The 22,138-nt window shown below is 69.0% G+C and carries 21 protein-coding genes; 4 read left to right on the plus strand and 17 right to left on the minus strand.

The window, feature by feature from the left end; all coding sequences use genetic code 11:
* Nucleotides 1-62: 62 nt before the first annotated feature.
* Nucleotides 63-188, minus strand: coding sequence for a hypothetical protein (locus DMB37_RS41715; RefSeq protein ID WP_255508388.1), 126 nt, complete (start codon nt 186-188; stop codon nt 63-65).
* Nucleotides 189-346: 158 nt separating this feature from the next.
* On the opposite strand from DMB37_RS41715, the gene DMB37_RS18580 reads away from it, so the two are divergent.
* A complete protein-coding gene (locus tag DMB37_RS18580; RefSeq protein WP_240772446.1) occupies nt 347-1,636 on the plus strand; it encodes a bifunctional glycosyltransferase family 2/GtrA family protein in 1,290 nt (429 codons plus the stop codon).
* The gene (locus tag DMB37_RS18585) at nt 1,633-3,642 is read left to right on the plus strand and encodes a glycosyltransferase family 39 protein (protein ID WP_135233797.1); all 2,010 of its coding nucleotides are present in this window, start codon (nt 1,633-1,635) and stop codon (nt 3,640-3,642) included. Before DMB37_RS18580 ends, DMB37_RS18585 begins: the two co-directional genes overlap by 4 nt.
* A 97-nt stretch (nt 3,643-3,739) precedes the next feature.
* On the opposite strand, the gene DMB37_RS18590 is transcribed toward DMB37_RS18585, so the two are convergent.
* The 9 genes from DMB37_RS18590 to DMB37_RS18630 all read right to left on the minus strand — a co-directional run bounded on the left by DMB37_RS18590 (nt 3,740) and on the right by DMB37_RS18630 (nt 14,764).
* On the minus strand, nt 3,740-4,513 hold the full coding sequence (locus DMB37_RS18590; protein ID WP_135233798.1) for an SDR family oxidoreductase: 774 nt from the start codon (nt 4,511-4,513) through the stop codon (nt 3,740-3,742).
* Between the two features lie 101 nt (nt 4,514-4,614).
* A complete protein-coding gene (locus DMB37_RS18595; RefSeq protein ID WP_135233799.1) occupies nt 4,615-5,493 on the minus strand; it encodes a phosphotransferase family protein in 879 nt (292 codons plus the stop codon).
* 54 nt (nt 5,494-5,547) lie between these two features.
* On the minus strand, nt 5,548-6,162 hold the full coding sequence (locus tag DMB37_RS18600) for a TetR/AcrR family transcriptional regulator (RefSeq protein ID WP_135233800.1): 615 nt from the start codon (nt 6,160-6,162) through the stop codon (nt 5,548-5,550).
* A 4-nt stretch (nt 6,163-6,166) separates the two neighbouring features.
* The gene (locus DMB37_RS18605) at nt 6,167-6,949 is read right to left on the minus strand and encodes an enoyl-CoA hydratase family protein (protein WP_135233801.1); all 783 of its coding nucleotides are present in this window, start codon (nt 6,947-6,949) and stop codon (nt 6,167-6,169) included.
* 14 nt (nt 6,950-6,963) lie between these two features.
* Complete coding sequence (locus DMB37_RS18610) at nt 6,964-8,124, minus strand: acyl-CoA dehydrogenase family protein (protein ID WP_135233802.1); 1,161 nt, start codon at nt 8,122-8,124, stop codon at nt 6,964-6,966.
* 73 nt (nt 8,125-8,197) lie between these two features.
* On the minus strand, nt 8,198-10,243 hold the full coding sequence (locus DMB37_RS18615) for a biotin carboxylase N-terminal domain-containing protein (protein WP_240772447.1): 2,046 nt from the start codon (nt 10,241-10,243) through the stop codon (nt 8,198-8,200).
* Between the two features lie 8 nt (nt 10,244-10,251).
* Nucleotides 10,252-11,850, minus strand: coding sequence for an acyl-CoA carboxylase subunit beta (locus DMB37_RS18620; protein ID WP_135233803.1), 1,599 nt, complete (start codon nt 11,848-11,850; stop codon nt 10,252-10,254).
* Nucleotides 11,847-13,055 carry an acyl-CoA dehydrogenase family protein gene (locus DMB37_RS18625; RefSeq protein WP_135233804.1) on the minus strand — a complete coding sequence of 403 codons (1,209 nt, stop codon included), beginning with the start codon at nt 13,053-13,055 and terminating at the stop codon, nt 11,847-11,849. Before DMB37_RS18625 ends, DMB37_RS18620 begins: the two co-directional genes overlap by 4 nt.
* A complete protein-coding gene (locus DMB37_RS18630) occupies nt 13,052-14,764 on the minus strand; it encodes an acyclic terpene utilization AtuA family protein (RefSeq protein WP_135233805.1) in 1,713 nt (570 codons plus the stop codon). The genes DMB37_RS18625 and DMB37_RS18630 overlap by 4 nt, the downstream gene beginning before the upstream one ends.
* A 267-nt stretch (nt 14,765-15,031) precedes the next feature.
* On the opposite strand from DMB37_RS18630, the gene DMB37_RS40590 reads away from it, so the two are divergent.
* The gene (locus tag DMB37_RS40590) at nt 15,032-15,193 is read left to right on the plus strand and encodes a hypothetical protein (protein ID WP_167768881.1); all 162 of its coding nucleotides are present in this window, start codon (nt 15,032-15,034) and stop codon (nt 15,191-15,193) included.
* Between the two features lies 1 nt (nt 15,194).
* Here DMB37_RS40590 and DMB37_RS18635 read toward each other — a convergent pair whose 3' ends face one another.
* From DMB37_RS18635 to thiO, 6 genes are all read right to left on the minus strand, one after another.
* A complete protein-coding gene (locus tag DMB37_RS18635; RefSeq protein WP_135233806.1) occupies nt 15,195-16,118 on the minus strand; it encodes an adenylate/guanylate cyclase domain-containing protein in 924 nt (307 codons plus the stop codon).
* Between the two features lie 415 nt (nt 16,119-16,533).
* Complete coding sequence (locus tag DMB37_RS18640; RefSeq protein WP_135233807.1) at nt 16,534-17,295, minus strand: ABC transporter permease; 762 nt, start codon at nt 17,293-17,295, stop codon at nt 16,534-16,536.
* Nucleotides 17,295-18,239: an ABC transporter ATP-binding protein gene (locus tag DMB37_RS18645; protein ID WP_135233808.1), complete on the minus strand. Its 945-nt coding sequence runs from the start codon at nt 18,237-18,239 to the stop codon at nt 17,295-17,297. The genes DMB37_RS18640 and DMB37_RS18645 overlap by 1 nt, the downstream gene beginning before the upstream one ends.
* Before the next feature lie 147 nt (nt 18,240-18,386).
* Nucleotides 18,387-19,160, minus strand: a complete 774-nt coding sequence (locus tag DMB37_RS18650; RefSeq protein WP_135233809.1) for a thiazole synthase — start codon at nt 19,158-19,160, stop codon at nt 18,387-18,389.
* Nucleotides 19,153-19,371 carry a sulfur carrier protein ThiS gene (gene thiS / locus DMB37_RS18655; protein ID WP_135233810.1) on the minus strand — a complete coding sequence of 73 codons (219 nt, stop codon included), beginning with the start codon at nt 19,369-19,371 and terminating at the stop codon, nt 19,153-19,155. The genes DMB37_RS18650 and thiS overlap by 8 nt, the downstream gene beginning before the upstream one ends.
* Nucleotides 19,368-20,465: a glycine oxidase ThiO gene (thiO, locus tag DMB37_RS18660; RefSeq protein ID WP_135233811.1), complete on the minus strand. Its 1,098-nt coding sequence runs from the start codon at nt 20,463-20,465 to the stop codon at nt 19,368-19,370. Before thiO ends, thiS begins: the two co-directional genes overlap by 4 nt.
* Nucleotides 20,466-20,661: 196 nt before the next feature.
* Here thiO and thiE point away from each other — a divergent pair, with 196 nt between their 5' ends.
* A complete protein-coding gene (thiE, locus tag DMB37_RS18665) occupies nt 20,662-21,363 on the plus strand; it encodes a thiamine phosphate synthase (RefSeq protein WP_135233812.1) in 702 nt (233 codons plus the stop codon).
* 29 nt (nt 21,364-21,392) lie between these two features.
* Here the strand turns inward: thiE and DMB37_RS18670 are convergent, their stop codons facing one another.
* Nucleotides 21,393-22,091, minus strand: coding sequence for an NUDIX hydrolase (locus tag DMB37_RS18670; RefSeq protein WP_135233813.1), 699 nt, complete (start codon nt 22,089-22,091; stop codon nt 21,393-21,395).
* Nucleotides 22,092-22,138: the final 47 nt, after the last annotated feature.

Raw genomic sequence — 22,138 nt, forward strand, 5'->3', positions numbered from 1 at the left:
TTCGCACGGGCCGGTTAGGGAACTGTCGCTGAGCGAGGACCGAGCGCCTCGCTCAGCGGCGGTCAGCGCTTCTTCGGATCGATGATGCTCTGCTCGGGCGCGGACTTGGTCTTCTTGTCCGCTCGCTTCTCTTTCAGCGACTTCCCGGATTTCTTCGACATCGAGCTGCGCGGAGACTTGTCGGACAAACGTGGTCCTTTGCTCGGAGGACCTGAACGGTCCCGGTCCCCCGACCGTACGCTACGCCCGCCGACGCCGGGACCGATCCGCGCTGGTCGCCACGCCCCCAGGAACCTCACAGCTGGGGCCCAGCTCCGTGACAACGTGGCGGCCGAAGGTAGTCCCTATGACCGAGACTGTGACCGTCGCGGCGGCGGAATTAGCCGAGAGACCGGGTGCGCCCGTGCTGGACGTGGTGATACCCGTCTACAACGAAGAGACCGACCTCGGCATCTGTGTGCGCAGGCTGCATGCGTATCTGCGCGAAGGGTTCCCCTTCCCGGCGCGGATCACGGTCGCCGACAATGCCAGCACCGACGCCACCCTGCAGGTCGCCGAGCTGCTCGCCGAGGAGCTCGACGGCGTGCGGGTGCTGCATCTGGATGCCAAGGGGCGTGGACGGGCGCTGCGTGCGGCCTGGGAACACTCCGATGCGCAGGTAGTCGCCTACATGGATGTGGACCTGTCCACCGATCTGAACGCGCTGCTGCCCCTGGTGGCGCCGCTGATCACCGGTCATTCGGACCTGGCGATCGGGACCCGGCTCAGCTCGTCCTCGCGGGTGGTGCGCGGGCCCAAGCGCGAGATCATCTCGCGCTGCTACAACCTCTTGCTGAAAGCCTCACTGCAAGCGCACTTTTCGGACGCACAGTGCGGGTTCAAGGCGATGCGCAGCGAGGTGGCGCGGCAGTTGCTGCCGCTGGTGCGCGACGGGGAGTGGTTCTTCGACACCGAGCTGCTCGTGCTCGCCGAGCGGGCCGGGTTGCGCATCCACGAGGTGCCGGTGGACTGGATCGACGATCCGGACAGCCGCGTCGACATCGTCGACACCGCCCGCAAGGATCTGCTCGGTATCGGGCGGTTGACGCGGGCGCTGGCCACCGGGGCGCTGCCGCTGGAGGAACTGCGCCGTGCGGTGGGGCGCGAACCGCTGGTGCCGGGGGTACCGCTCGGGATGGTCGGCCAGCTGGTTCGTTTCGCGATCGTCGGCGTGCTGAGCACGCTGGCCTATCTGCTGCTCTACGTGGTGCTGCAATCGTTCACCGATGCGCAGGTGGCCAACTTCCTGGCGCTGCTGATCACCGCGGTCGCCAATACCGCGGCCAATCGGGCGTTCACCTTCGGGGTGCGCGGGGCGACGGGTGCGGTGTCGCATCAGTTCCAAGGGTTGGTGATCTTCGGTATCGGGTTGGCGCTGACCAGCGGATCACTGTTCACCCTGCATCATTGGGCGCCGGACGCGCCGGTGCATCTGGAACTGTTCGTGCTGGTGCTCGCCAATCTGGTGGCCACGATTCTGCGATTCGTCGGATTGCGGTGGGTGTTCCGGAATACGCCGAACCCGGCGCGCAAGGCGCTCGCAGCGACCGACTCCGACGCTGGTTCCGGCGCAGACGACGAGGAAGGTGTTCGATGACCGCGACACTGGCGCCGCCCACCGCGGCTCCGGCACAGCCCGCGCTCGAACGGAGGCCCCGTTGGGAATACCCGGCATTGGCGGTCCTGCTGATCGGCACGACTATCGCGTACCTGTGGAATCTGAGCGTGAACGGTTGGTCGAATTCGTTCTATTCCGCTGCGGTGCAAGCCGGTTCGGTGTCGTGGAAGGCGTTCTTCTTCGGGTCGTCGGATGCGGCGAACTCGATCACCGTGGACAAGCCGCCCGCCGCGCTGTGGCTGATGGAGCTCTCGGTGCGGGCGTTCGGGTTGAACAGCTGGAGCATTCTGGTGCCGGAGGTGCTGCTCGGTGTCGCGAGCGTGGCACTGCTGTGGGCGACGGTGCGCAGGCCGTTCGGGCCCGCCGCCGGGTTGCTCGCCGGACTGGTGCTCGCGGTGACTCCCGTTGCGGTGCTGATGTTTCGGTTCAACAATCCGGATGCACTGCTGGTCTTCCTGATGGTGGCCGCGGCGTGGGCGATCACCCGGGCGGTCGAGGACGGGCGCTGGCGTTGGCTGGTGCTGACCGGGGTGTTCGTCGGGTTCGGCTTTCTCACCAAGCAGCTGCAGGTGCTGCTGGTTGTTCCGCCGCTGGCCCTGACCTATCTGTTCGCGGGGCCGCCCAAGCTGGGCAAACGCATCGTGCAGCTAGTGGCCGCAGGTGTCGCCATGGTGGTCGCGGCCGGGTGGTGGTTGCTCGCCGTGGAACTGTGGCCTGCCTCGTCGCGGCCGTGGATCGGTGGGTCGCAGAACAATTCGATTCTCGAGCTCACGCTCGGTTACAACGGGCTCGGCCGGCTCAGTGGAAACGAGAGCGGCAGTGTCGGACCCGGTGGCGAGCTGCCGCCCGGCGGCAACGGCCTGTGGGGCAGCACCGGCATCACCCGCATGTTCGAAGCGGCGCAGGGTGGTCAGATCGCCTGGCTGATCCCGGCCGCGCTGGTGGCCTTGGTCGCCGGAATTCTGTTGCGCGGCAAGGCCAACCGTACCGACCCGCAGCGGGCAGCGCTGATCCTCTGGGGCGGTTGGCTGTTGGTGACCGGCTTGACCTTCAGCTTCATGGCGGGGATCTTCCACCAGTACTACACGGTGGCGCTGGCTCCGGCCGTCGGCGCGCTCGTCGGCGCGGGAACGGTGCTGCTGTGGCGTGAGCGGCACCGGCTGTGGGTGCGGGCGATGCTCGCGCTCGCCGTCGGGCTCACCACCGCGACCGCGTGGATGCTGTTGTCCCGCAGTGTGCATTGGGTGCCGTGGTTGCGGTGGGCCGTGCTCGTTGTCGGTGTACTCGCGACAATCGCCGCGCTCGTGCCCGCCCGGCGCAAGCTCGCCGTCACCGCCGCGCTGACCATCGCCTTCACCGGACTGGCCGGGCCGACCGCATACGCCATCGACACGATCGCCACGCCGCACGAGGGTTCCATCCCGTCGGCGGGTCCGAATGTGGGCGGGTTCGGCATGTTCGGCAGGCCACCGTGGGCCGAGGGGATGGACGGTCCCGGCGCACCTCCGCCCGGCGGCGCACCGAACGGCCGCGCACCCGGCGGACACCCCGGAAACAGGCCGGGCCAGGGCGCGATGCCGACCGGTGGTCCCGGCCGGGAAATCACCGCGGGTGGCCTGCTCGGTGCTGGCAAACCGAGCGAAAAAGTGGTGTCCCTGCTCGAACACAACGGCACCACCTACACCTGGGCCGCCGCGGCCATCGGCTCGAACAGCGCCGCGGGCTACCAACTCGCCACCGAACTCCCGGTAATGCCCATCGGCGGCTTCAACGGCAGCGACCCCTCCCCCACCCTCGACCAATTCAAAGAGTATGTAGCCCAAGGAAAGATCCACTACTTCATCGGCAGCAACCGCGGTGGACACAACGAAGTATTCGGCCCTGCTCCCTCCGGCTCCAGTTCCCAGATCGCCCAATGGGTTCAGGAAAACTTCACCGCCACCGAAGTAGACGGAATCACGCTCTACGACCTCACCACCCGCTGAATCGCCGTGATCCGCACCGGTACCGCGGATCACGGCCCGGAAAGTGCCGTAGCGGCAGCGAGTTCGCTGCCGCTACGGACCGTGGTGCGCCAGGCTACTACGCGGCCGGATAGGTGGCTTCGAGCCATTCGGCGTAGGTGGGGCCGGCGAGAACGGCGTGCGGGCTGGGGAGCAGCGTGCCGTCTTCGAAGGCTTCGCGGTCCGGATTCTGCGGGTCGCCTGCTTCGATGATGTGGGCGGGGCCGCCGCGGCGGGCGGCGAAGAGGGTGGCGGCGCCTGCCATGGTTTCGGGTTGCGGGCCCGCGATTTCGGGGAACGGAGTCGCGGTGGCGGCCGGGTCGACGGCGAGGTCGACGAGCGCTTCGGCGACGGTGCGGGCGGCCACCAACTGGGTGCGCATGGCGGCAATATGGGCTGTGTCGCCCTGGGTGCCCCACTGGGTCATCACCTCGACCAGTTCGTGGAACTGGGCGGCGCGCAGGATATGCACGGGCAGCGGGCCTTCCAGCAACTTCTGCTCGTGGACCAGCTTGGCGGCGTTGTAGCCCGCGGTCGCGTTGTCGATGCCGATGATCGAGACGGCGACCAGGCGCTCGACGCCGGCCTGTTGGCCAGCCTCGTGCAGGTTGCGGGCGGCCGCGGTGAAGAATTCGGTGGCGATGTCTTTGTCGGCGGAGGGCGTGCTGGCGGCGTCGATGACGACCTGCACGCCGTCGAGCGCCTCCACCAGGCCCGCGCCGGTCTCGAGGTCAACGCCGTTCTTCCGCGAGAACGCGACGACCTCGTACCCCCGCTCGGTCAGCACATCCACCACGTGCTTGCCCAGCCGTCCGGTCGCCCCGGCCACCGCGATCTTCTTGGTCGTCGTCATGATTCCTGCTCCTCTGTGTCACTGCGTTGTTCCGCGTTCACAGAGAGGACGACGCAGCGTCAGCGAGTGTGACATCTCGCAAAAGCCCAGGTAGCAGGCGTTCAGCTGAGCATTGTCAGGAGGCGCTCGTGCACTACGTCCCGGACGACGGGGGTGAGATCGGGTTTCTCGGCGAGGAGTTCGAGCGTGCGCAGGATTTGCAGGGCTTCGATGCGCAGGGGGAGGTCGGGGTCGGTGGGGTCGAAGCCCGCGCGCTCCAGGAAGTCGGGCCAGGCGGCGGGGAGGGAGCCCGCGAGGCTGACCGACCAGGCCCACCAGGCTGGGTCGAAGAGCGGGTCGGCGAGGCGGACGGACTCGAAATCGAGCAGGCCGGTGATGGTTTCGCCGTCGGTGAGGATGTTGACGGGGGTGAAATCGCCGTGCGCGAGGACGGTGGGGCGGTCGGCGAAGAGCGTGGGCAGGGACTTCAGGGTCCGGTCGAAGCTGGCGCGGTGCGCCGGGCCGAGTTCCAGGGCGGCGGCCCAACCGGTCGCACTCTCGACGAGGCGGGTGGGGCTCGCCCAGAGGTCGTCGAGTTGCAGGCCCGCGGTGGGCAGGCGGCGGAACGCCGCGAGCAGGGTGCCCATCTCGCGGGCGAGAGCGGCGAACCGCGGGCCGTCGAGGTCGAGTTCGCCGCTGGCCGGGACCGGGACACCGGGCAGGGCGTCGAAGACGATCCAGGCCGGGTCGGCGTCGAGGTCGAAGCGGCGGATGCGCGGAATGGTGATGCCGCGTTTGGCGGCGGGCTCCAGCAGGGTGTGCATCACCCGCAGGCGGCGTTCGGCGTCGTCGGGGTTGCGGTAGCGCTGCAGCACCATCCGGTCGCCGTCGGCGAGGGTGAGCAGGTCGGTGCGGTTCTGGAACCCCCATTCGGCGGGCGCGCTACCGGCAATCGGCTGGCCGAGGGTCTGCTCGAGCCCGCCGTACTCCGCACTGTCCATACGGCAGACCCTAAGGCACGCACGGACTGTTGCGCGCCGATCGGCTCAGCACATTCAGCGCGGCGCGTTCAACGCCGTGTGCAGGGTGGCCGCCCACTGCTGGACGATCTGCTTGCGACGCGCGGAGTCGTCGGTGAGCACGTCGGCCAGGCCGAGACCGCGGGCCAGGTCGAGGGTGGCCTGAACGAGGTGGTGGGTGACCGGATCGGCGTCGTCGACACCAAGCGCCTCCACCGCGCGCCGGTGCGAGACCCGGCCGAATTTGGCTTCCAACGGGACAATTCGCTCACGCAGCGCCGGATCGGCGGCCGCGTGTGTCCAGACCTGCAGCGCCGCTTTGAACAGCGGGCTGGTGTAGGACTCGACCAGGCCCGCCACCACGGCCTCGGTGCGGCCGACCCCGTCGGCCAAGGCGGCGACCGCGATCGCCTCGTCCTTGGCCTGCTGGGTCCGGCTGTCGAACATGTACTCCAGCGCGGCGGTGATCAGGTCTTCCCTGGTCGGGAAGTGATGCTGCGCCGCGCCCCTGGACACCCCGGCCCGCTCGGCGACGACCGCGACCGTCGCTGCCGCCCAGCCGGTTTCGGCCAGGCAGTCGATGGTCGCCTCCAACAGGCGCTGCCGGGTGGCTCGGCTGCGGTCCTGCTTGGGTTCGTGGGGTGTCGCCATGGGGCTATTGTGCCCAGCTCGGCGGACGGCGCTGCAGGAAGGCCGCCATGCCCTCGTGCACCTCGGCGGTGCCGAAGAAGCTCGCCGAGCGCTTGGCCAGCTCCTCGGCCGAGGCGTCGAACTCGGCCAGCACGGCCGCGTTCACCAGTCGCTTGCTCTCGGCCAGCCCCTGCGGCGAGCCCTTGCGCAGCTCCGCGCGCAGCCGCGCCACCTCGGCCACCGGGTCGGCGGCCCCGACGGTGATCAGCCCGATCTGTTCGGCGGTGTCGGCGCCGAACTTCTCGCCGGTCAGGAAGTACCTACCGGCCGCACGCGAGGTGAGCCGGGGCAGCAGGGTCAGCGAGATCATGAACGGGGCCAGCCCGATTCGCACCTCGGTGAGGGCGAAACTGCTGGTCGGGCCGGCCACCGCGATATCGCAGGCCGCGACGATGCCCATGCCGCCTGCGCGCACGTTGCCGTCGATCTGGGCGATCACCGGCTTCGGGGTGGCGAGCAGGCGGCGCAGCACACCGATCATGGTGCGGGTGCGGTCGTCGGCCGCCACCGCGGGGTCGGCATTGCTCGCCTCGGTGAGGTCGGCGCCCGCGCAGAAGGTGTTGCCGGTGTGCGCGAGCACGATGCCACGGACCGCGTCGTCGGCGGCCGCGTCGTCGAGCCCCTGCAGGAGTTCGGCGACGAGCTTGGACGACAACGCGTTCCGGTTGTGCGGCGAATCGAGCGTCAGCGTCGCGAAGCCGTCCGCGACGTCATAGCGGACGAACGGACCGGTCACGGTCTCGGTCATGGGGGGAAGGCCTCTCAGTAGGACTTCGGCAGGCCCAGCGAGTACTGGGCGACGAAGTTCAGCACCATTTCGCGGCTGACCGGGGCGATCCGGCCGATCCGCGCGGCGGCCAGCATGGCGGCCAAGCCGTACTCCTTGGTGAGGCCGGCGCCACCGTGGGTCTGGATCGCCTGGTCGAGTGCCTTGATACTCGCCTCGGCCGCAGCGTATTTCGCCATATTGGCGGCCTCGGCGGCACCCATCTCGTCGCCGGTGTCGTAGAGCGTCGCCGCCTTGCGCATCATCAGCTTCGCCAGCTCCAGCTCGATCTTCACCTGGGCCAGCGGATGCGAAATGCCTTGGTGCGCACCGATCGGCGTCTTCCACACGGTGCGTTCCTTGGCGTACTCGACGGCGCGATCGATGGCGTAGCGGCCGAGGCCGATGGCCATCGCGGCGCCCATCACCCGCTCCGGGTTCAGGCCGGCGAACAGCTGCATCAGTGCGGCGTCCTCCCTGCCGACCAGCGCGCTGCCGGGCAGGCGGACATCGTCGAGGAACAGCGTGAACTGGTGGTCCGGCTCGATGATGTCCATTTCCTGCGGCGTCTTGTGGAAGCCCTCGGCGTCGGTCGGCACGATGAACAAGGCGGGCTTGAGCTTGCCGGTCTTGTGATCCTCGGTGCGCGACACGATGAGCACGGCCTCGGCCTGGTCCACGCCGGAGATGAAGATCTTGCGCCCGTTGAGAATCCAGTCGTCCCCGTCGCGGCGCGCGGTGGTGGTGATCTGGTGCGAGTTCGAGCCCGCGTCCGGCTCGGTGATGCCGAAGACCATCTTGGCCGAGCCGTCACCGAGCTTGGGCAGCCACTGCTGCTTCTGCTCGTCGGTGCCGTACTTGGTGATGATGGTGCCGCAGATGGCCGGGGAGACGACCATGAGCAGCAGGCCCGCGCCCTGGGCGGAGAGTTCCTCCATGACCAGCGCCAGCTCGTACAGGCCTGCCCCGCCGCCGCCGTACTCCTCAGGGAGGTTCACGCCGAGGAAGCCGAGTTTGCCTGCCTCGTCCCATAGTTCGGTCAGCGGCTCGTTGGCGCGCGCCTTCGGCAGCACGTAGTCGCGGTAGTTGTACTTCGCGGCAAGCGCGGCGACCGCCGCCCGCAGCGCCGTCTGTTCTTCGGTCTCGATGAAGCTCATGCCTGCACCTCGCTGACGCTCGGTTCCGGCATGTGCTTCGCACGCTGGCACATGATTCGTTCGCTGCGCTCTCTCATTTGCTCTCCTGGGATTCCGTGCCCTCGGCAGGGTCGACGACGGCGAGTACGGCACCGACTTCGACCTGCTGGCCGACGGTGACATTGACGGCACTGAGCACACCGGCGGCGGGCGCGGCGATGGTGTGCTCCATCTTCATCGCCTCCAACCACAGAATGGGCTGGCCCTGTTCGACGTGGCTGCCGACCTCGGCGCCGAGCCGGATCACGCTGCCCGGCATGGGCGCCAGCAGTGAGCCGGTGGCCACCTGGTCGGCTGGGTCGCTGAAGCGCGGCAGTCGGCGCACGCTGACCGGCCCGAGCGGGGAGTCGACGCACACCAGGTCGCCGTAGCGGGCGACGGCGAATTGCCTTCGCACCGCGCCTTTCTCGGTCGGAACGGCGAGAACGACGCGATCCGGTGTCGCTTCGACGAGCTCGAGCCCGTCGAAACCGTCCACCGAGACGACTCCGCGGGTGTAGCGGTAGCCGATGTCGTGTGTCCCGCTGGTGCGGCTCTCGAACAGCTTGTGCGTGGACTGGGACGGCAGGTTCCGCCAGCCACTGGGCAGTCCGCCGCCGACCCGGGCGGTGCGGCGATTGGCCGCGGCATCGGTCAGCGCGGCGGCCACGATGGACAACGCCTCGTCGGACTCCGACACCAAAGGTGCCGACAGGGTGTCGAGTCCGTGCGTGCCGAAGAACGCGGTGTCGGTATCACCCGCGAGGAAAGCGGGGTGCCGCAGCACCCACACCAGCAGGTCGCGGTTGGTCACCAAACCGTGAATCTTCGCCCGATGCAAGGCGTTGGCCAGCAATCGCGCTGCCTCGCTGCGGGTTTCGGCATAGGAGATGACCTTGGCCAGCATCGGGTCGTAGTGCACGCCGACCACCGAACCGTCCACCACGCCGCTGTCCAAGCGCACGCCCGGCCGGTCCAGCAGCCCGAATTCGGTTGCCACTGAAGGAATGTCGATGTGGTGCACGGTGCCGCTCTGCGGCTGCCAATCATGCGCCGGGTCCTCGGCGTAGAGCCGGACCTCGATCGAATGCCCGTACATCGCCGGCGGTTCGGCGGCGAGTGTGGCCCCGGACGCCACCTCTAGTTGCAGGCGAACCAGATCCAGGCCGGTGGTGCATTCGGTGACCGGATGTTCCACCTGGAGGCGGGTATTCATCTCCAGGAAGAAGAAATCGCCACGCTCGTCGGCCAGGAACTCCACGGTGCCCGCACCGGTGTAGCCGATGGCACCCGCGGCCAACCGAGCCGCTTCGAACAACCGCTCACGCATCCCGTCGACCCGCTCGACGAGCGGCGACGGCGCCTCCTCGATCACCTTCTGATGCCTGCGCTGGATGGAGCATTCGCGCTCGCCGACCGCCCAGATGGTGCCGTGCGTATCGGCCATCACCTGCACCTCGATGTGGCGGCCGGTCTCCAGGTACCGCTCGCAGAACACCGTCGGATCGCCGAAGGCGGACGCCGCCTCGCGCCGCGCCGCCTCGATCTGCGCCTCGAGGTCGCCGAGGCCGCGCACCACACGCATGCCGCGCCCACCACCACCGGCCGACGCCTTGATCAGGACCGGCAGGTGCGCCTCGGTGACCTCGGCCGGGTCGAGCTCGGCCAGTACGGGAACGCCGGCGGCGTCCATCATCTTCTTCGAGGCGACCTTCGAGCCCATCTGCTCGATGGCCTCGACCGGCGGCCCGATCCACACCAGCCCGGCGGCGAGCACCGCCTTGGCGAAATCGGCGTTCTCGGAGAGGAATCCGTAACCGGGGTGGATCGCGTCCGCGCCGGCGGCCAGCGCCGCCTCGATGATCAGCTCGCCGCGCAGGTAGGTCTGCGCGGGCGTATTGCCCGGAAGCAGCACTGCCGCATCGGCTTCGGTCACATGGGGAGCCGCGGCATCGGCGTCGGAGTAGACCGCTACGGTGCCCAGACCCATCCGACGGCAGGTGGCAAACACCCGGCGGGCGATCTCGCCACGATTGGCAACCAGAACAGTGGTGATCAGCCGGCCGCCGCCCACCATGGAATCGCTGCGCGATGTTGTCATGGTCCCCCTCACATTCGGAAGACGCCGAAGCCATCGGCGCCCTTGATCGGGGCATTGTGAATGGCCGACAAGGACATTCCCAATACCGTTCGGGTATCGCGCGGATCGATGACGCCGTCGTCGAACAGGCGCCCGGACATGAACATGGCCAGCGACTCGGCCTCGATCTGCGCCTCGATCATGGCGCGCATCCCGGCGTCGGCCTCCTCGTTGAACGGCATGCCCTTGGCCTCGGCGGCGGCCCGGCCGACGATCGAGATGACACCCGCCAGCTGCGCACCGCCCATCACGGCGGATTTCGCGCTGGGCCAGGCGTAGACGAAGCGCGGGTCGAAGGCGCGCCCGCACATGCCGTAGTGCCCGGCACCGTAGGAGGCGCCCATCAGCACCGAAATATGCGGCACCTTCGAGTTGGACACCGCGTTGATCATCATCGCGCCGTGCTTGATGATGCCGCGCTGCTCGTACTCCTTGCCGACCATGTAGCCGGTGGTGTTGTGCAGGAACAGCAATGGGGTGTCGGTCTTGTTGGCCAGCTGGATGAACTGGGTCGCCTTCTGCGACTCCTCGGAGAAGAGCACGCCGCGCGCGTTGGCCAGGATGCCGATCGGATACCCGTGCAGCTCAGCCCATCCGGTGACCAGGCTGCCGCCGTACAGCGGCTTGAACTCGTCGAAGTCGGAGCCGTCGACGATGCGCGCGATCACCTCGCGCGGGTCGAACGGGATCTTCAGGTCGGTGGGCACGATGCCGAGCAGGTCCTCGGGGTCGTAGAGCGGCTCGATCACCTCGGCGCGCGGCGCGGGGCCCTGCTTGCGCCAGTTGAGCCGCCGGACAATGGAGCGGCCGATCCGGATCGCGTCCTGCTCGTCGACCGCGTAGTAGTCGGCCAGGCCGGAAACACGGGCGTGCATGTCGGCGCCGCCGAGTGATTCGTCGTCGGACTCCTCGCCGGTGGCCATCTTGACCAGCGGCGGGCCACCGAGGAAGACCTTGGAGCGCTCCTTGATCATCACCACGTGATCGGACATGCCGGGGATGTAGGCGCCGCCGGCAGTCGAGTTGCCGAAGACCAGAGCGATGGTCGGGATACCCGCGGCCGAGGCCTGGGTGAGGTCGCGGAACATCCGGCCGCCGGGGACGAAGACTTCCTTCTGCGTCGGCAGATCCGCGCCGCCGGACTCGACCAGGGAGATCACCGGCAGCCGGTTCTCCCGGACGATGTCGTTGATGCGCAGCGTCTTTCGCAGCGTCCACGGGTTCGAGGTGCCACCGCGCACGGTCGGGTCGGGCGCGACGATCATGCATTCGACGCCCTCGACGATGCCGATGCCCGCGATAGTGCTTGCGCCGACGTGGAATTCGCTGCCCCAGCCCGCCAGCGGGCACAACTCGAGGAACGGCGAGTCCTCATCGATGAGCAGTTCGACGCGTTCCCGCGCGGTGAGTTTGCCGCGCTTGCGATGCCTGGCCAGCTTGTCCGGGCCGCCACCGGCGATCGCCTTGGCGAACTCGCCCTCGACCTCGGTGAGCTTGGCCGCCATGGCTTCCGCCGCCGCGGCGTACTCCGGCGAGGCGGTGTCCAGCGTGCTGCGCAGTGTCGTCATGACTGGTACCCCAATCGTTTGGCGGCGAGGCCGGTGAGGATCTCGGTGGTGCCACCGCCGATGCCGAGGATGCGCATGTCGCGGTACTGGCGTTCCACCTCGGATTCGCGCATGTAGCCCAGACCGCCGAACAGCTGCACGGCCTGGTTGGCCACCCACTCGCCCGCCTCGACGGCGGTGTTCTTGGCGAAGCACACCTCGGCGATCAGGTCGGTCTCGCCGTTCGCGCTGCGCTGCGCCACATCTCGGGTGTACACACGGGCCACGTCGATGCGGCGGGCCATCTCGGTGACCGTGTTCTGCACGGCCTGCCTGCTGATCAGCGGGCGGCCGAAGGTTTCCCGGCTGCGCACCCACTCCAGGGTCAGGTCGAGACAGCGCTGCGCACTCGAATACGCCTGCACCGCAAGGCCGACGCGCTCGCTGACGAACGCGCCCGCGATCTGGAAGAAGCCGGAGTTCTCCGGGCCGACCAGGTTTTCCGCGGGCACCCGCACGTCCACATAGGACAATTCGGCGGTGTCGGAGGCGCGCCAGCCCATCTTGTCCAGCTTGCGGCTGACCGTGAAGCCCGGCGTGCCCTTCTCCACCACCAGCAGCGAAATCCCGCCGGAGCCCGGGCCGCCCGTGCGCACCGCGGTGACCACGTAGTCGGCGCGGCAGGCCGAGGTGATGAAGGTCTTGGCGCCATTGACGATGTAGTGGTCGCCGTCGCGGCGTGCGACGGTGGTGAGATGCCCGACGTCGGAGCCGCCGCCGGGTTCGGTGATGGCGAGCGAGCCGATCTTCTCCCCCGCCAGCGTCGGGCGCACCCAGCGCTCGATCTGCGCGGCGTTGCCCGAGGCGATCATGTGCGGAACCGCGATGCCACAGGTGAACAGCGAGGCGAACAAGCCACCGGAGGCGCCGGCCTGGTGCATTTCCTCGCAGACGATCATCGCGTCGATGCCGTCACCGCCGGAACCGCCCACGGACTCGGGGAATTGGATGCCGAGCAGGCCGAGCGCACCGGCCTTCTTGTGTAGTTCGCGCGGGATCTCCCCGTCGCGCTCCCACTCGTCCAGGTACGGCAGGACTTCACGCTCGGCGAAACCCCTTACTGTGGCGCGCAATTCACGCCGCTCGGGGGTATTCCACGGACTGACATGCCCACCCGTCGCCCGACCGCCGCCCCCGGCCGAATCGCTCCGCGATACTGAATTCATAACAGCTCCAATGGGATGTCGAGATGACGGGACCGCAACCATTCGCCGAGTCCCTTGGCCTGGGGGTCGAATCGAGCCTGATAGGCGACGCCCTGACCGAGTAGGCCTTCGATGATGAAGTTCACCGCCCGCAGGTTGGGCAGCATATGCCTGGTGACCGTCAGCGGGGCCGTTTCGGGCAGCAGCTCTTTGACGCGTTCGACGGTGAGCGTGTGCGCCAGCCAGCGCCACTGCTCGTCGGTGCGAACCCAGACACCGATATTGGCGTTGCCGCCCTTGTCGCCGCTGCGGGCCAGCGCGATCGTGCCCAGCGGGGCACGGCGAGTTTCGCTGGCTGCCAATGGTTCCGGCAGGTCTGGCTCGGCAACGTCGGCCAGCGTCAGCGTGTCGGAGGCGGGTGCGATATCGACGCGCGAGCCGTCCGGCAGCACCGCGACGTGCGGCACCTCGGTGGCGGCGACGAACCCCGGCGTGTACACGCCGTAGGGAGAACCATTGCCGGGCAACGTGGTAAAGCTGCAGCCCGGGTAGCTGGCCAGCGCCAGTTCGACGGCCACACTGGAGAACGCGCGCCCGACCTTGTTCGGATCCGGATCGCGCACCACGCAGCGCAGCAGCGCGCTGGCCTGTTCCTCGGTCTCGGCGTCCTGGCGGTCCAGCCGCGCCAGCGTCCAGTCGAGTTCGGCGGGCCGGGTGGGCAACCAGGACTCCAATTGCCGTTGCGCCAGTGCGGCTTTCGCCTCGATGTCGAGGCCGGTGAGGATGAACTCCATCTCGTTGCGGAATCCGCCGAGCGTGTTCAGCGACACCTTCAGCTGCGCCGGCGGGGCCTCGCCGGCGACACCGCTGATCAGCACCCGGTCGCGGCCGTCGTCGTCGAGGCGAATGGAGTCCAGTCGCGCGGTCACGTCGGGCCCGGCGTACCTCGGTCCCTGGATCTCGTACATGAGCTGCGCTTCGACGGTGTCGACGGTGACCGCGCCGCCGGTGCCGTCGTGCTTGGTGATGACACTGCTGCCGTCCCTGCGGATTTCGGCGATCGGGAAGCCCGGCCTGCCCAGATCGGCGAGCTCGGTGAAGAACGCGTAGTTGCCGCCGGTGGCCTGGGTGCTGCATTCGATGACGTGCCCGGCCACCACCGCGCCCGCGAGTGCGTCGTAATCGGTTCGGCCCCAACCGAAGTGGGCCGCCGCGGGTCCGACGACCACCGACGCGTCGGTGACCCGGCCGGTGACCACGATGTCGGCGCCCGCGTTCAGGCACTCGACGATGCCCCAGGCGCCGAGGTAGGCATTCGCGGTCAGCGGTGCGCCTAGCCCGAGCTCGCTGGCGCGCGCGAGCAGGTCGTCGCCTTCGACGTGCGCGATCTTCGCGTCCAGCCCGAGGTCGGCGGCCACCTTGCGGAGGCGCTGCGCCAAACCGGCCGGGTTGAGGCCGCCCGCGTTCGCGACGATCTGCACGTTGCGTTCCAGCGCGAGGCCGAGGCAGTCCTCGATCTGCTTCACGAAGGTCTTGGCGTAGCCGAGGCTCGGATCCTTCATCCGGTCGCGGCCGAGGATCAGCATGGTGAGCTCGGCGAGATAGTCGCCGGTGAGCACGTCGAGCTGCCCGCCCTCGAGCATCTCGCGCATGGCGCTCAGGCGGTCACCGTAGAAACCGGAACAGTTGCCGATCCGGAGCACGTCCGGGTCGGCGGCCAGCACACTCATCAGTGGGAATGCCTCCTGTAACGGCGGACAGGGCACAACCGCGTGCCGCACCCATGAAGTCCGCGTTCCGGAGACCAGCATCACACCCGCGCTAGAAAAAAGCAAGCGCGCGTGCTTGTTAATGATCAGTGGTTCAGATCACGTCCGACCGCGTCGATCAAACCACTGACGGCGACCCCGCACGCGCCAGTTCTATGCACGCCGTTCGCGGCCCGAGACCGAGGGGCCGCGCACACGCAGTGCCGCAGACGCGGCAAAATAGACACAGTGCCCTCCGACGTCACTGTGTTGATCCTGTTCGCGCTTGCCGGATTTCTGCTCGGCGGCGTCTACTCCACCTGGAAAACGGCGCGCAAGCTGGCGATCGCGCTGGCGGTGCTCGCCGTGCTGGCGATCGCGGGCGGCATCGCCTGGTGGGTCGGCGGCTGACTCAGTTCCCGGACAGCTTGAAGATGCGCAGGTCCTCGGGGACCCCGCTCAGCGGCGCGGCAAAGAAGCTGCGCCGGTACGGCTTCACCGTGTGACCCAGTTCGGCCAAGGTCTCCGGCTTCAGCGACTGCAGCGTCGCCTCGGACAGCATGGTGTTGCCGTTGCCGCCCGCCTCCATCACCCTGGCCGCGATGGTGACGTCAACGCCGAGCCAGTCGCCGCCGATCTCCCGCGGTGAGCCGGTGTGCAGTCCGATCCGCATCTGCGGGCGATAATCGCGCACCTTGACGTCGGCCAGGTTGCGCTTGGCATTGATCGCTGCGCGCACCGCCCGTTCGGCCGAGGGGAACACCGCCATCACGCCGTCGCCCATCCGCTTGACCACCTGACCGCCGCGCTCGGCGATCGGCGGCTCGATGGCCTTGGCGACCCGGCGCAGCAGCTCCAGCGTCGCCTCGTCGCCCGCGGAGAGCGACCAACTGGAGAAGGCCACCAGGTCGGTGAACATGACAGTTACTTCCGCGTTACCTTTGCCGCGGCCGACGCGTTCCAGCATCGCCTGCCAGACCTGCAATGCGCCGAAGCCGATTTCCCGAGCGGCACTCGGAGTGTCACCGACCAGTTTGTCCGCGGCGCGAGCGACGGCGCGGGCACCACCGGGGCCGGTCACCGACAGCGGATCGCCGAACGAGGGATCACCTGGCAGCTGCTCCCGCGCCTTACGGAGCACACCGATGAAGTCCGACCGATTGTTCGCCACGTTCATCAGCGCCGAAAGCTGACCTTTACGCAGCCCGGCGCCGGGGCGGCGGATCGCACCGTCCCCGTCCGCGGGCACCAGCGGGATGACGACCTCGGGCGGACGGCCGTTCTCGTCCTCCGGCTCCGACCCGGGCGCAGCACCGCCGGAAGGTGTTTCGCTCACGCCCAGAGGGTATCTCAGCCGACCTGTCGTCGGCGGATCGCTGATCATGGCCACCTGCTACCTCCCGACGGACTGAGCGGGCACGACATTGGGGCCGCCGATGGATAACGAGCTGGTTGCTGACCCGAACTCTACTCGCGGTTTCGGCATGGTTGAAGCGACGTGTTTCACAGTTTTTGCGATGTTCACATGGGCCGTTGACCAGTAATAATGCGGCCTCGCACCTGCGTGCTCGCAAGCGCTCCCAGCGGCACATCCAGAGACGCCATCGGCCCGGTGCGAAGGAATCGCACCGGGCCGATGTCACACCGTCCGCCGGGCAGTGGCGGGGCGGTGACGGGGCGCGCGTACCTCCCGACAAGGTCGGCGCCCCAGACCCGAGTGGCGAGGGAAGCAACTCGGGTGGCTTGTGTCGTCAGGCGTCGCGCTGGTTGATCATGACCAGCGCCGCGCCGTAGACGATCGCGGTGAAGCCGATGAAGTAGAGCAGGCTGCCCCACGGGCCCCAGTGCCAGTTGGCGCCGGACTCGGAGACGCTGAGGAAGTGGCTCGCGTTCTGGAAGGGCAGGAAGGGGGTGACATTGCGGCCGAAGCTGCCGAAGGCGCCGAGCAGCGGCTCGATCAGCAACGACCACAGCACGATCAGCGAGATCGCCGCCGCGGACTGCCGGACCAGCACGCCCACCCCGATGGCGACCGCGATCATCAGGAAGGCGTAGATCGGGATGCCGTAGACGGCTCGCCACTGCCCGTCCAAGGTCAGGTTCGCCGCGGGCGCGGACCCGCCGATGGCCTTGGCCACGCCGATGGCGACGAAGGCGAGGATGGTGGTGAGCACGGCGCTGAAGGCGCCGACGAGGGCGGTCTTGGTCAACAGCACCTTGATGCGATTGGGCACCGCCTGGAACGTCGTGCGGATGACGCCGAACCGGTACTCGCTGGTCACGGTCAACGCCGCCATGATCATCAGCACCATCACGCCGAAGCCGACGACACCGGCCGTCGCGGTGCTCACGTCGAGCACCGGGGTCCCCTCCGCGGGGTTGTCGCCCGCGGACTTGGTGACCAGCGCGAACAGCGCGGCGAGCCCGATGGCGAGCACCACGACGATGCCGGAGCACCACCAGGGCGACCTGGTCGAGGTGAGCTTGATTCGTTCTGCTGCCAGCACGCCCATCAGAGCGCACCTCCCATCGCCTGATCGAAGCCTTCGCCGTGGTACTGCACGGCGCCGCCGGTCATCCGCATGAACGCCTCTTCCAGCGAAGCGCGTTGCGGCGCAAGCTCGAACAGCGTGATGTCGTTCGCGCCGGCCAGCTTGCCGACCGCGTCGCTGGGCACGCCCGCCACGACGAGCGCGGGCCCGTCCTGGCCGGTGCCGTCTTCGCGGACCGTCATGCCGTTCGAGGTGAGCACGCTGCGCAACTGGTCGAGCTGCGGGCTGCGCACGCGCACCGACTGCTCGGAGGCGCGCTCGATGAATTCCTGCGTGGTGGTGTCGGAGATGAGCTGGCCGCGGCCGATCACCACGAGGTGTTCGGCGGTCTGCGCCATCTCCGAGAGCAGGTGGCTGGAGACCAGGACGGTCCGTCCCTCGGCGGCCAGTCGCTGCATGAACCGGCGGATCCAGAGGATGCCTTCGGGGTCGAGGCCGTTGACCGGCTCGTCGAACAGCAGCACCTGCGGGTCACCGAGCAGGGCACCCGCCAGGCCGAGCCGCTGGGACATGCCCAGGGAGAAGCCGCCCGCGGTCTTGCCCGCCACCTCGGACAGGCCGACCAGCCGCAGCACCTCCTCCACCCGGGACTTGGCGATGTCGTTGGACGCGGCCATCCACTCCAGGTGCGCGCGTGCCGAGCGATTCGGATGCACCCACTTGGCGTCGAGCAGCGCGCCGACGGTGCGGAGCGGATGGTCCAGTTCGCGGTATGGCTTGCCCAAGATGTGTGCGGTACCTGCGGTCGGCTTGTCCAGCCCCAGGATCATCCGCATCGTCGTCGACTTACCGGCTCCGTTCGGGCCCAGGAACCCCGTCACCTGTCCGGGTCGAACGGTGAAGGAAAGATCCTGAACCGCGACGGTCTGCCCGTAGTGCTTGGTCAGCCCTCTCAGCTCGATCATGACGACCAGCATTCCGGAAAATGCCGCGACGCGCGTCACTACAAAGTGTCGAGTTCGATCATCCTCGAGGATGACTGCACCCTGACTACCCCGGTCATGGCACCCTGACCCGTCACCTGAACAGGGAAGATCCGGTAGACGACCTGGTCAGAGCGAGGGGGAGGACGCCTGCGCCCAGAACCGCTTGGGAATGCGACCCGCCTGGCGCGCCAGATACCCCGCACGTACCGCGGCCGCCATCGCCTCGGCCATCAACTCCGGTTGACGTGCCCTGGTGACCGCGGTGGCCAGCAGCACGGCCGAGCAGCCGAGCTCCATCGCCAGCGCGGCGTCGCTGGCGGTGCCGATGCCCGCGTCCAGGATGACCGGGACCTTCGCCTCCGCGACGATCATCTCGATGTTGTGCGGGTTGCCGATGCCGAGGCCGGTGCCGATCGGCGAGCCAAGCGGCATCACCGCGACGCAGCCTGCGTCCTCGAGCCTGCGCGCGAGGATCGGGTCGTCGGTGGTGTAGGGCAGCACCACGAAACCGTCGTCGACGAGTTGTTCGGCGGCGGTGACCAACTCGATCGGGTCGGGCAGCAGGGTGCGCTCGTCGGCGACCACCTCCAGCTTGACCCAGTTGGTGTCGAGCGCCTCGCGCGCCAGCTGCGCGGTGAGCACCGCCTCGGCCGCGGTGCGACAGCCCGCGGTGTTGGGCAGCGGCGCGATGTGCAAGCGCTTCAACAGATCCAGCACGCCGGTGCCGCCCGCGGCATCCACCCGGCGCATGGCGACGGTGGTGAGCTCGGTGCCGGAGGCGATGAGCGCCTCCTCGAGCACGGCGAGGTTGTCCGCGCCGCCGGTGCCCATGATCAGGCGCGAACCGAACTCGCGGTCCGCGATGCGCAGTGGGGCGTAAGCGCTCTCGACGTCAGCCACCCTGGACCGCCGTCAGTACCTCGATCTGCCAGCCGCGACCGACCGGCTCGCCCCAGCGGGATTTGGGGAACACCGCGCCGTCCACCGCGAGCGCGATGCCCTGCGACGGCAGCTCCAGTCGGGTGAGCAGCTCACGGACGGTGAGGGTTTCGGCGAACTCGTGATCTGTGCCGTTCACGGTGACGCCGATGGGTACGGATGTCGAAGTCATCGAACTCCTCCTGCGGATGACAAAGGGGACGGCTGGTGAGCCGTCGAAAAACGTTGCGGGTCGGCGGGTTCCGCCTCGGGCAACGGGGTATCGGCGAGCTGGGCGAGTACCGCGTCCACGGTGAGCGGCATGGTCAGCATGCCGTTGCGGCCGTGGCCGGTGGCCGCGATCACCCGGTCGGTCAGTCTACCGAGCAAGGGCAGGTTGTCCGGGGTGCCCGGGCGCGAACCCGCGCTCGCCTCGGCCAGCTCGTATTCGCCGATGCCCGGGAAGACGGCCTCGGCGTCGGCGATCAGGTCACGGACACCGGCGACGGTCACCGCGGTGTCGAAACCTGCCTCGTATTGCGTTGCGCCGACCACGATTCCGTCGGGGCGGGGAACGAGATACACCGACCGGCCGTGCACCCTCGCCCGGACGACGCGAAGCGGTGCGGGGGCGACGCCGGGGCGATGGCGCAGGCGCAGGATCTCGCCCTTGATCGGACGGACCGGCAGTTCGGGCCACAGCCGCGCGGAGCTCGCGCCCGCGGCGAGCACGATCTGATCGTGGGTGAGTTCGTCGAGCGCCGTGACGGATTCGGCGCGGACCTGCACGCCGGCGGTCTCAGCGGCCTGGCGGAGCGCGGCGAGCAGGCGGCGGTTGTCGACGGCGGGCTCGGCGGACGCGTGCAGCCCGGCCCGCACCGTGCGTGCGAGATTCGGTTCCAGCGCACGCACGCCCGCGCGGTCCAGCACCTGGAGTTCGTGCCCGCGGCCACCGACCCACTCGGCGACCGTGCGCAGGTCCGCCGCGTCGGCCGCGTCCAGCGCGACGGTCAGTGTCGCGTCGGCCACCAGCACCGCCACGCCGGTGGCGGCTTCGACGCGGGCCGCGAACTCCGGCCAGCGGGCCAGCGAGGCGGCGCCGAACGCGAGCACCCGGTCCTCCCCCGGCCAGCCCTCGGACAGCGGGGCGAGCATGCCGCCCGCCACCCACGACGCGCCGGATCCGACGGCGGGATCGAACAGGGTGACCGACCAGCCCGCCTCGGCGGCCCGCCAGGCCACACCGAGCCCGATGACGCCGCCACCCACGACGGCCAGCGTCCGCATCCGTTTCCACCTGCCTTTGGTCTCCGAGGGGCGGCGTGCTCGGGTCCCGTCCTGGTCGACCCTGCTACGGGCCCGCCGCTGTGGTCGATGTGTGGCGGGCGCGGGTCCCTTCGCAGGGACCGCCGCGACCGCCTCGTCGGCCCGGCGCTCGTGCCGCCGTTCGCATCCCCACGGTAGCGCGGCTACGGTCGAGGGCGTGCAACCCTCCCACCCCGCTCGACCCGCATCGCCCCGGGAGCGCTTGGCAACCGCTCGCCTCTATCTCTGTACCGACGCCAGACGGGACAAGGGCGATCTGGCCAAGTTCGCCGAAGCGGCCTTCGCAGGCGGGGTCGACATCATCCAGCTCAGGGACAAGGGCTCGCCCGGCGAAGCGAAGTTCGGCCCGCTGGAGGCGCGTGCCGAACTCGGCGCCCTCGCCGAGCTGAAGGCCGCCGCGCGCAGGCACGGCGCGCTGGTCGCGGTGAACGACCGCGCCGATATCGCGCTCGCCGCGGGCGCCGACGTGCTGCACCTCGGACAAGGCGACCTGCCGCCCTGGTACGCGCGCCGCATCCTCGGCCAGGACGTGGTGATCGGGCGCTCCACGCACAACCGCGCGCAGGCCGGGCTGGCCGCGATCGACGAACACATCGATTACTTCTGCACCGGGCCGGTCTACGCGACCCCGACCAAGCCGGGCAGGCAGGCGGCGGGCATCGAGCTGGTGCGCTCCACCTCCGACGCACACCCGACCAGGCCGTGGTTCGCGATCGGCGGGATCGACGCGAACAACCTGCCCGACGTGCTCGCGGCGGGTGCGGACCGCATCGTCGTGGTGCGCGCGATCACCGAGGCGCGGGACCCGGAAGCCGCTGCCCGGCAACTCAAGACGGCGCTGCTCGCCAACGCCTCCTGATTCGCGTTCGGACCGCGCGGGTACTGGTCTCAGGAGAGGACTTGACCGAGGGTGAGCGAGAGCACGGCCTCGGCAACGGGGGTGCCGTTCGGTACCGGATCGACGGGTGGTGGTGCGGTGTCCACCGGGTCGACGATCCTCGCGTAACCGCCGGGACCGTGGGGGTCGGAATGCAGCCAGAAGAAGCCGCGATCGGCCAGATCGACCGTGCGTGGCAGTGCCGCGGCGACGGCTTCGTCTTGCGCGAGCTCGTCGAGGCAGACCCGGGCGGGCGCGGCGCGCAACGCCGGCCACGAGACGGCGAAGCCGGGATGCAACAGCCGGGCGTCGACCTCGGCCTCGGGAATCCAGGCCAGTTCGGAGCTCTCCTTGTTCCGGCTGGTCGGCAGCGTTGTGACGGCGTCGGCAATCACCGTGGTGTAGGTCCAGCCGCTCGGCGCGGACGCGGTCACCCGCTCGCCGCGCACCCGGACGTCGGCGGGGTCGATGCCCGCCTCCTCCCACGCCTCGCGCACCGCCGCGTGCACCGGGGTCTCGTGACTGTCCCTCGCGCCGCCGGGCAGCGCCCAGGTGCCGCCCTGATGGCTCCACGCCGCGCGGTGCTGCATCAGCACCGCCGATCCGCCGCCGGCGAGCGGGGCGCGCAGCAGCAGTCCGGCAGCCCCGAATCGGCCCCAACGCCGCATGCCAATGGGGTCGCGCGACCACCCGTCACCGTCACCACGCATCTGGTACCCATCCTCGTTCCGCCGTCGCGGCACCGGCGTCCCACAGC

Source organism: Nocardia sp. CS682 (assembly GCF_004634405.1).
Classification (GTDB): Bacteria; Actinomycetota; Actinomycetes; order Mycobacteriales; family Mycobacteriaceae; genus Nocardia; species Nocardia ninae.

Bases quoted from the DNA above. Each gene is read 5' to 3' on its own strand.
- DMB37_RS18580 (WP_240772446.1), top strand. From the start codon at position 347: ATGACCGAGACTGTGACCGTCGCGGCGGCGGAATTAGCCGAGAGACCG.
- DMB37_RS18585 (WP_135233797.1), top strand. From the start codon at position 1,633: ATGACCGCGACACTGGCGCCGCCCACCGCGGCTCCGGCACAGCCCGCG.
- DMB37_RS18590 (WP_135233798.1), bottom strand. From the start codon at position 4,513: ATGACGACGACCAAGAAGATCGCGGTGGCCGGGGCGACCGGACGGCTG.
- DMB37_RS18595 (WP_135233799.1), bottom strand. From the start codon at position 5,493: ATGGACAGTGCGGAGTACGGCGGGCTCGAGCAGACCCTCGGCCAGCCG.
- DMB37_RS18600 (WP_135233800.1), bottom strand. From the start codon at position 6,162: ATGGCGACACCCCACGAACCCAAGCAGGACCGCAGCCGAGCCACCCGG.
- DMB37_RS18605 (WP_135233801.1), bottom strand. From the start codon at position 6,949: ATGACCGAGACCGTGACCGGTCCGTTCGTCCGCTATGACGTCGCGGAC.
- DMB37_RS18610 (WP_135233802.1), bottom strand. From the start codon at position 8,124: ATGAGCTTCATCGAGACCGAAGAACAGACGGCGCTGCGGGCGGCGGTC.
- DMB37_RS18615 (WP_240772447.1), bottom strand. From the start codon at position 10,243: ATGACAACATCGCGCAGCGATTCCATGGTGGGCGGCGGCCGGCTGATC.
- DMB37_RS18620 (WP_135233803.1), bottom strand. From the start codon at position 11,850: ATGACGACACTGCGCAGCACGCTGGACACCGCCTCGCCGGAGTACGCC.
- DMB37_RS18625 (WP_135233804.1), bottom strand. From the start codon at position 13,055: ATGAATTCAGTATCGCGGAGCGATTCGGCCGGGGGCGGCGGTCGGGCG.
- DMB37_RS18630 (WP_135233805.1), bottom strand. From the start codon at position 14,764: ATGAGTGTGCTGGCCGCCGACCCGGACGTGCTCCGGATCGGCAACTGT.
- DMB37_RS18640 (WP_135233807.1), bottom strand. From the start codon at position 17,295: ATGGGCGTGCTGGCAGCAGAACGAATCAAGCTCACCTCGACCAGGTCG.
- DMB37_RS18645 (WP_135233808.1), bottom strand. From the start codon at position 18,239: ATGATCGAGCTGAGAGGGCTGACCAAGCACTACGGGCAGACCGTCGCG.
- thiS (WP_135233810.1), bottom strand. From the start codon at position 19,371: ATGACTTCGACATCCGTACCCATCGGCGTCACCGTGAACGGCACAGAT.
- thiO (WP_135233811.1), bottom strand. From the start codon at position 20,465: ATGCGGACGCTGGCCGTCGTGGGTGGCGGCGTCATCGGGCTCGGTGTG.
- DMB37_RS18670 (WP_135233813.1), bottom strand. From the start codon at position 22,091: ATGCGTGGTGACGGTGACGGGTGGTCGCGCGACCCCATTGGCATGCGG.